This window comes from Flavobacterium sp. UBA4854 (assembly GCF_002399805.1).
GTDB lineage: Bacteria > Bacteroidota > Bacteroidia > Flavobacteriales > Flavobacteriaceae > Flavobacterium > Flavobacterium ginsengisoli.
In genome coordinates this window covers 5,083-14,288 of sequence record NZ_DHEI01000036.1, presented here as the reverse complement: position 1 = coordinate 14,288, position 9,206 = coordinate 5,083, and the positions used below count along the sequence as shown (strand labels likewise).

At 33.2% G+C, this 9,206-nt stretch carries 6 protein-coding genes; 4 read left to right on the top strand and 2 right to left on the bottom strand.

Features of this window, described 5'->3' with window-relative positions:
• Positions 1-23: 23 nt before the first annotated feature.
• Positions 24-977, bottom strand: a complete 954-nt coding sequence (locus tag B3J44_RS04800) for a LysR substrate-binding domain-containing protein (protein ID WP_286966118.1) — start codon at positions 975-977, stop codon at positions 24-26.
• A gap of 25 nt (positions 978-1,002) precedes the next feature.
• Between B3J44_RS04800 and B3J44_RS04795 the strand changes: the two genes are divergently transcribed.
• Entirely contained in the window at positions 1,003-1,752 is a 750-nt protein-coding gene (locus B3J44_RS04795; protein WP_286966117.1) for an MBL fold metallo-hydrolase, read from the top strand.
• 42 nt (positions 1,753-1,794) lie between these two features.
• Here B3J44_RS04795 and B3J44_RS04790 read toward each other — a convergent pair whose 3' ends face one another.
• A complete protein-coding gene (locus tag B3J44_RS04790; RefSeq protein ID WP_198858440.1) occupies positions 1,795-2,406 on the bottom strand; it encodes an RNA polymerase sigma factor in 612 nt (203 codons plus the stop codon).
• Between the two features lie 279 nt (positions 2,407-2,685).
• Here B3J44_RS04790 and B3J44_RS04785 point away from each other — a divergent pair, with 279 nt between their 5' ends.
• From B3J44_RS04785 to B3J44_RS04775, 3 genes are all read left to right on the top strand, one after another.
• On the top strand, positions 2,686-3,837 hold the full coding sequence (locus tag B3J44_RS04785; protein ID WP_286966116.1) for a FecR family protein: 1,152 nt from the start codon (positions 2,686-2,688) through the stop codon (positions 3,835-3,837).
• 243 nt (positions 3,838-4,080) lie between these two features.
• Entirely contained in the window at positions 4,081-7,650 is a 3,570-nt protein-coding gene (locus tag B3J44_RS04780; protein ID WP_286966115.1) for a SusC/RagA family TonB-linked outer membrane protein, read from the top strand.
• 17 nt (positions 7,651-7,667) lie between these two features.
• Complete coding sequence (locus B3J44_RS04775) at positions 7,668-9,074, top strand: RagB/SusD family nutrient uptake outer membrane protein (RefSeq protein ID WP_286966114.1); 1,407 nt, start codon at positions 7,668-7,670, stop codon at positions 9,072-9,074.
• Positions 9,075-9,206: the final 132 nt, after the last annotated feature.

Here is a 9,206-nt window from a genome sequence, read left to right as displayed (position 1 = left end):
GGTAAAATATTGATGTTTAAAAATTACTTCAAATTTTCTACGAGCATTTTCAAAAACGCCGTAACCGCTTTTTTCTCATATACTTCTTTCAAAGAAATAAGCATCGCAGTTCGTGTCATATTTTTGCCTTGTATAGGAATTGCGTACAAATCTTTCTCGTCTTCAATAGTAGTTTTGGTCAAAATAGTATGCCATTTTCCCGTTTTAATCAGTTCGAGTAAAGTGGGAATATCGTTTATTTCAATCGTAACTTTTGGGTGTAAACTACTTTTTTCAAAAGCTTTATTGATAAATTGCGTCGTGCTGAAACCACTCGACGGAAGTGCAAGCGGCAAGGAACTTACCTCATCTAGAGAAATACTTTTTTTATGGGTCAAAGGCGTCTCTGATGCTGTAACCAAAGCCATTGGCGAGGTAAACAATTCCAGATATTTAAAATGTGCTTCAGAAGCAATTTCTTCAAAAGTCAGAATAACATCAAGCTGAAAATGATTTAGTTTTTGAATGAGTTCTTGCGAAGTTCCAAAGATAATTTCGAATTGTATTTTTGGATATTCAGAACTAAATAAAATCAGTGCTTTTGTAACCACATGACGTAGCGCATACGTTACGCCAATTGCTACTTTTCCAGTTTCGAGTTTATTTAAATCTTTTAATAATTCCAATCCGTCAGAAGCTTTATTGACTGATTGCTGTGCATAAACGGCAAACAAATCTCCAGCTTCTGTCAAAGTTATTCGTTTTCCGATTCGGTTAAAAAGCGGAACCTGCAATTCATCTTCCAACTGTTTTATTTGTTGCGATAATGTACTTTGACTGATGAAAAGTGCCGAAGCAGCTTCAGTAAAATTCAGTAATTCTTTTGCTTTCAGAAAATATTTAAGCTGACGAAGTTCCATTTCTAAATCGGTTTTATCGATTGATTTTATCGAAAAATAAGGTTTTACAAATATAGAAATTCTTAAGAACTTTGTCATGTTGCAAAATTAAAGCAGAAACAAAATGGAAATTATAGCATTACAAGAAGGAAATTATGTTGCCAATTCTAAAAAAGAATTTAAACTTTTGTCAGACGAATCAAACGATCTAGGTTTAAAAATGGCCATTCAGCCTTTTGTTGTTATCACCGATAATGATGTTATTTTATTAGATTTCGGATTAGGATTTGTAAATAATGGCATTCCTTTTATTTATGAAATTTTACGAAAAAACAATATCGAACCTCAACAGATAACAAAAGTTTTGGTTTCGCATTTGCATAAAGATCATATTGAAGGAATTGGTTATTTTGAAAACGGAAATCTGATTCAGAATTTTCCAAATGCAACGATTTATATTCAAAAACGCGAAATAGATTTTGCTTTAGAACAAATCAATAATCCGTCTTACGTTCCTGAAATATTGAATCAGCTCGAAAAACTTCCAAATGTGGAATTATTAAATGCTGACAGCGGACAAATTACCGACGAAATTTTCTATGAAGTTTCGGCTGGGCATACCCAATTTCATCAAGTTTTTTGGATCAAAGCCGATGACGAAATTGTTTTTTATGGAGCCGACGATTTACCGCAAAAAATATATTGGTCAATGCATGTTGCCTATAAAACTGATTTTGACGGAAAACGCGCTAGAGAATCTCGTAAAAAATGGGAACAGCAAGCAAAAGATGAAAACTGGAAAGTGCTTTTTTATCACGATATGAAAGAGCCAATTCTAGAATTTATCGAAGAAAAAATGAAATACGTATCCTAAAGCTTACAATCAATTTCAGCTTTAAAACAATAAAAGGAAAATTCAGATTAAATTATTTAGTCTGAATTTTTTTTTAGCAGAAAATAGAAGAAACAAAACACTTTTTACTTTTTCTTCTAAAGAAGTACGCAGAATTGAAAATGCTTTGGTAATCTGCGCTTCAACCGTTTTGATGGAAACATCCAAATGTTCTGCAATTTCTATATTGGTCAAACCTTCTTTTTTGCTTAAAATAAAAACTTCTTTACATTTTGGAGGCAGGTTTTGAATTTCTTTATTCACAGCATTCAAAACCCTTTGAAAAGATTCCGAATCTTCTTCCTGAACAATTCCGTTTAAGGCATCATAATACGATTTTTCTAAAGAAAATAAAGACTGGTTTTTTCGGTATAAATCGATAAACTCATTATAAACCAGTTTATAAAGAAAGCTTTTTAAAGAATGGTCTACTTTTAATCTCGTACGCTGTTCCCAAACTTTAATAAAAACATTTTGCACAATATCTTCTGCGCTGTAAACATTCTTAACCAAGCTGTTAGCATATACACAAAGTTTATGATGATAGGTGTCGATAAGATACGTGTAAGCGCTTTCATCTCCATTTTGTAGAGACTCAATTAGAATAGTATTATCGCTGTAATCATCCATCTTCATAAAAACAAATATATAAATTAATAGTTTTTGAGGTCAAAAAGTGAATTGAATTTGCTCAAAACGCCCTCTTTTTTGCCTTTCTATTCGAAAATTATTACAAATAAAAAAGGAATAAAATGCAAATATAAATCTTTTACCTTATAAAATCTATCAAATTAATCGAGTTTTATTGAGAGAAAAGACTTGTGAAAAATAAAAAAATCAGTAAAATGAAAAAAACTTTATCAAATTGTTAGGGTTTTGTTTTTTGGCTTCGTAATAATATTAAAAACGACTAAAATGACAGTAAAAAAGTCAGAGAGACTAATTGTTAAATTTATCACAAATCAAGCTTCTCAAGAAGAGATTGAGCAGCTCACAGAGTGGTTAAAAGAAGAAGAGAATCAAATTGTATTTAAGGATTTTGTACAAACCAATTATGCAATTGATACTGCTTTGAACACTTTTGATTCGACTGAAGTTAGAAAACAGCTTTCGGAACGAATCAATAAGGAAAATAATGTTTTTTATAAACGAAGATTTTCATCATATTATAAATATGCAGCGGTTTTAATTGTGGCTTTGGGAGGATTTTATTTCTATAAAAATTCTAGCTCAGAACAAGTTAAACAAAATGTTATTGTACCGAGAGTTGACGAAATTGTTTTACAATTTGGTAACGGAGCATATGAAAACATTGATACTTCGGAAGAAAAAAATGTTACGGATAAAGATGGAAATATTATTGGAAAACAAGAGAAAAACAAACTGGTTTATAATAAAGCTTTCGCTAATGGAGAGTTGGTTTACAACACTCTGAAAATCCCGTACGGAAAAAAATTCGATGTACAATTATCAGACGGAACTTTGGTGCATTTAAATTCAGGAACTTCATTTAAATATCCAGTTCAGTTTGTCAAAAATAAAAACAGACAAGTGTATTTAACCGGCGAAGCGTATTTTGAAGTTAGCAAAGACAAAAGTCATCCGTTTACGGTAAATGCACAGGAAGTCAATGTTGAGGTTTTAGGAACTAAGTTCAATGTAGACTCATATAGCAATAATAGCAGTACAAATGTTGTATTGGTCGAAGGCAAAGTCTCACTTTATAAAGATCAAAAAACAAGTCAAAATCAGGTTTATTTAACGCCAGGTTTTAAAGGATCAACCCAAAAAGGACAAAACGAAATAAATATCGAACAGGTTAATACAGATTATTATACTGATTGGGTAAAAGGAAGTCTCGTTTTTAAAAATGCATCTTTTGATGATATTATCAAAAAGTTAGAACGTCAATATAATGTGACTTTCATCAACAAAAATAAAACACTCGGAAGAGAAATTTTCAATGCCCGTTTTGATAATGAGCCAATTGAGGTGGTCTTGAAATATTTCAGCGACAGTTATGCGATTGATTACAACATTGACCAAGACAAAATAACGATTAAATAGAGAGGGAGAAAAAGAAGAAAGATCAAAGAAGAAAGACAAAAAAATATAAGAAGCGAGATTGAGAAATCTAAAATCAACAATCAGAAATCTAAAATCTAAAATCTAAAATAAAGAGGCCTATGTAACAAAAATCCAAAATGAAAAGGATCGTTATAAAAAAAACCGGAAAATGCGCCAACATTTCCCGGTAGAGTATATCGGTCAGTTAATTAACCAACCAACATTAAAAAACATTTTAAAAGTATGAAAAAACTCTTGAACAGAATCAGGTTTGATAAGCCTTTTTTGAAATTTGATTTGAAAATGAAATTGACCACATTATTTCTGCTAACTGCCTTAACAGTAATGCACGCCGGAACCACTTATTCTCAAAAAAGCAAGATTTCTTTTAATGCCAGCAACATGACCGTTGCCAAAGTAATTGAAAGACTTGAATATACTACAGATTACAGATTTGTTTACAATGTAAGATCTGTAGATTTAAACAGAGTAATCGACGTAAATGCATACGAAGCTTCAATCGAAGTTATATTAAATAAAATTTTTAATAATACAAGTACCGATTTTAAAGTGTCTGGAAACCATATTGTCTTGACGCCTAGAAAAATCGCTCCCGAAAAAACCGAGGAGAAAAAATCTGTTGCAGATTTTATCGTAAAGGGTAGAGTAACAGATGCAAAAGGAATGCCTTTGGTAGGTGCAGCAGTTGCAGATAATGGTTCAGGAAGAGGTGTAAATACCGATTTTAATGGAGAATATCAAATTATTGCAGTAAGCAGCGAAACTACTTTGGCTTATTCTTATTTAGGATATGTAAGACAAGAAATAAAAGTTGAAGGAAGAAGCGTTATCAATGTTGTTTTAAAAGAAGACGTGCAGGAATTAGAAGGTTTGGTTTTAACGACTGGTTACCAAAATATTTCTGCTGAAAAAATAACAGGTTCTTTCTCCAATTTAAAAGCAAAAGAGTTTCAGGAGCAGCGTTTAAGCAGTATGGATAAAATCTTGGAAGGACGTATTGTTGGATATCAGGATGGTAAAATTCGTGGTACAACAACTATGCGAGGTGTCGTTTATCCTTTGTATGTTATTGACGGATTTCCTGTAGAAAGTACAAAACTAACGCCTTATGCCACTATAGAAGAAAATGTGCCGAATCTGAATTTAGAAGATATTGAAACAATTACAGTTTTAAAAGATGCAGCGGCGGCTTCTATTTATGGTTCTCGTGCAGCAAATGGAGTAGTGGTTATTACAACCAAAAAAGCAAAAGCTGGAAAAACAAATATCTCGTTTTCAAGCAATTTAACCGTTACACCTTATAGAAATTATACCGGAAACCTTACCGATTCTGCTGATATTATTGGTTTAGAAAAAGGTTGGGCGGCAGGAAACCCAAATTTACAAAGTGCAAATGCTGGAACTTATGCGCAATCATTATTAAATAATGCTGCATTTACAAGTTTAGGAATGAATACTTTATTAAATGGTTACGCAGGCAAAATTTCTATGACAGAAATGAATAACCGTTTGAATACACTTGGCGCACAAGGATATAAGTATTATGATGATATTGCAAAATATGCAAAACGAGATCAGTATTTTATGCAGCACAATCTTAGTTTAGGTAAAGCTACAGAAAACAATACTTTTAATGCATCGATTACTTACAAAGACAATCAGCTTGAAGATCGATATTCTGAAAACCAGTCAGTAGGAATCAATTTGAAAAACTCTACTCAAATTAACAGCTGGCTGTCATTAGATTTAGGAACTTACTTAAACTACGGAACTGGCGATACACAAAGTTATCTTGCATCATTGCCTGGATTTAAATTTCAGCCGTACAATCAATTGGTAAATAACGACGGAACTAATTTTGTTTCGACAGCTGCATCTCGCTACAATAATTTTACGCTTCAGTCTATGCAGAATTATGGATTGTATAATATGGATATTACGCCAATGGATGAATTTGGAAGAAATCTGGTTGAAAATAAAAACTTCCTAAACAGAACGTACGCAAAGTTTAACGTTAAATTCAGCAAAGCCTTTACATACAATGCGATGTTCCAATACGAATATGGTTCAGATCGTGCAGAACAGCTTAATGAAAAGGATTCTTATTACGTAAGAAAGAGAGTAAACGAACTGGTTACTATTGTAAACAATAAAGCAGTTTACAATCTTCCTTATGGCGATATTATAAAAGAAACCAATCAGTTTACAAACGCTTACAATTTCCGTCAGCAGTTAAATTTCAATCAGACTTTTAATGAAAAACATGATTTTTCTGCCATTGCAGGTATGGAAATTCGTCATACAAAATTAGAATTTAGCAATAATACACGTTATGGTTATGACTCGCAGACTTTAGGTTTTGCTCCAATAAATCAGGCAGATTTGCTTAAAGTATACGGAGGAGTTTTTGGAGGCTACATGATTCAAGACGATTTTTCATTAGAAAAAGAAATGCTAAACCGTTTTGTATCTGTTTACTCAACAGGCGGATATACGTATGATGGAAGATACACCGTTTCTGGAAGTATACGTATGGATCGTTCTAATCTTTGGGGAACAGATAGTAAATATCAAAACAAACCAACTTGGTCTGCTGGAGCGGGATGGAATATTGATAAAGAATCTTTCTTTAAAGTTTCGTGGGTAGATGCGCTTAAAGTACGTGCTTCTTATGGTATTTTAGGAAATGTTGCTAAAGATACAGCGCCTTATTTAACAGCGTATTACAACTCTAATTCAAATGTTGGAGGAACTCAAGGAACTGTGAGATCGAGACCAAATCCAGAATTATCTTGGGAAAAAACAACAACAACCAACATTGGTTTGGATTTTTCATTGTTCAAAAGCAGATTAAACGGAAGCTTAGACCTTTATAACAAAAAAGGAGAAGATTTATTAGCAAGCAGCCAAGGAATTCCAACAGAAGGATGGGGCTATTCTACTTATACCATCAACAACGGAGGAATGACAAATAAAGGAATCGAGGTAACTTTGAGAGGAACAATCGTAAAAACACCTTCATTCTCATGGGATGCTGCTATTTTGTATGCTAATAATAAAAATAAAGTAGATTTTATAAACGTAAAAGCACCGGTTTATTATTTACAGTTAGATCAAGCACAAGCTTTTCCGAGAGTAGGAACAAGTTTTAACTCAATTTATGGTTACCAATGGGCAGGACTAAGCAGCACAGGATTGCCACAGGTTTATGACGCAAACGGAACAGCTGTAAAATACAATCCGGGTCAGGTTGATGCTATTAAAGATTTTGGCTCAACAGTACCTATTCACAGCGGTTCGTTTCATACTTCTGCCAATTACAAAAACTTCTCGCTTTCGGCACTTTTTGTATATGAGTTAGGTCATAAAATTAAAAATACATTCTTGCCAATGCTCAACAACAACTACAATGGCGCAATGGGTGGTTATGTAACAGATATTACGGTTGTAAATAATCATATTAGAGATCGTTGGCAGCAGCCAGGAGACGAAGCATTTACAAATGTTCCGAGAGTTGTTTATGAGTATGAACCCGATTTTAGTTCAGATTCACAAACTATTTATTCATACGCAGATATTAACATTCTAGACGCTTCAAATATTAGATTAAGCAACGTTTCATTGGCTTATCAAATGCCAAAAGAATTGATGAAGAGAGTAAAATTAGACGGAGTGCGTTTTAATCTAAATGCCGAAAATGTGTTTACTGCAGCAAAAAGCAGAGATGCCAAATTCTTATTGAATGGTTTCCAATCTCCAAGTTTTGTTTTTGGTGTAAATGTTAACTTTTAATTTTTAAAGACTAGACGATGAAAAATATATATAAAAAGGCAGTGTGCCTATTGGCTTTAGGATTGACTTTGGCATCTTGCGAAAATTATTTGGACGATATTCCAAAAGGATCAAAAACACCAACCACTTTGGCAGATTTTGAAGCTTTTTTAAGAGACGAATACACCAACCAGAGAGTAGATGTTTTACCTGCTTTGCACGTATTAAACGACCAGTTTGTAAACGCAGCAACTTTATCGAGCAATAGATTGTATAATGCAAACTATATGTGGGATGAAAATGCAAACCGTATCGAATTGAAACCATCAGATGAAGGAACTTACTATGGAGGCTATCAAGGAATTTCGACTTTTAATTTAATAATCGAAAATGCTTTAACAGCAACAAAAGCAACAGAACAGGAGCAAAGAGTAGTTTGGGCTCAAGCAAAATTGTTGCGTGCCATGAATTATTTTAATCTGGTAAATTTTTACGCAGATACTTATGTGGCTTCAACAGCATCGACAAAATTATCAGTTCCATTAATTACGAGTGCTAATATTAATGCGCCAAGCAAACAGGTAACTATTCAGGAATTATATGATTTTATTTTAAATGATATTAAAGATGCGCTGCCTTATCTGCCAAAAGTTTCTCAGACAGCATTACACCCAAATTTAGGCGCTGGTTATGCTTTCAATGCAAGAGTAAATCTGCAGATGAATAATTATACAGAAGCTTTAAAAAATGCAGATTTAGCATTAGCAGAAAACAATAAATTATACGATTGGATTGGATATTACAATGCCAATAAAGCAGTGATCGATGTTCCGAATTCGTATACTACAACTCCGTCTCCAATGGGATTCAATTATGTAGAAAATTATACATTTCGTCACGGAAGTTCTTCAAATTTAGGAGCAGAATTTGATATTCCGGTAGAACGTGCACAGCGTTTTGAAACGGGCGATGCAAGATTTATTTCTCGATGGAAAATTAGAACAGTAGGCGCTGAGACTTCATACAGAAGAACTTTGACTGGAGCTTTCAATTTTGGAGGAATAACAACAGTAGAAGTATATTTAATAAAAGCAGAATGTCTAGCGCGTTCAGGACAAATTGCAGATGCATTAACCGTTTTAAATACCGTTCGTAAAACACGTATTCTTCCAGCTTCTTATCAAGATATTTCAACTACTGATAAAACAACAGCTTTGAATGCCATTTACAGAACGAAAAACAACGAACTAATCATGACGCTTATTCCATATGCAGACGCACGCCGTTTAAATGCAGAAGGAGTTTACAAAGTTAGTTTCACAAAAGTGGCTGGTGGTAAAACATATACGCTTTCTTCAGACTCTCATTTATGGACATCTCCGTTCCCGCAAGGAGCAATAAACAATCCAGGAAACGGAACAATAACACAAAACGTAGACAAATAATAACTGTAAAGCTTCCTGATTAGGAACTCCGAAAAGGAAGCTTTTCTTAAAATATCAATCAAAAATGAATACAATTAAATATAAAATATTAGGATTGTGCATCTGTTTGTTTATGATTTCAAACAATGGTCA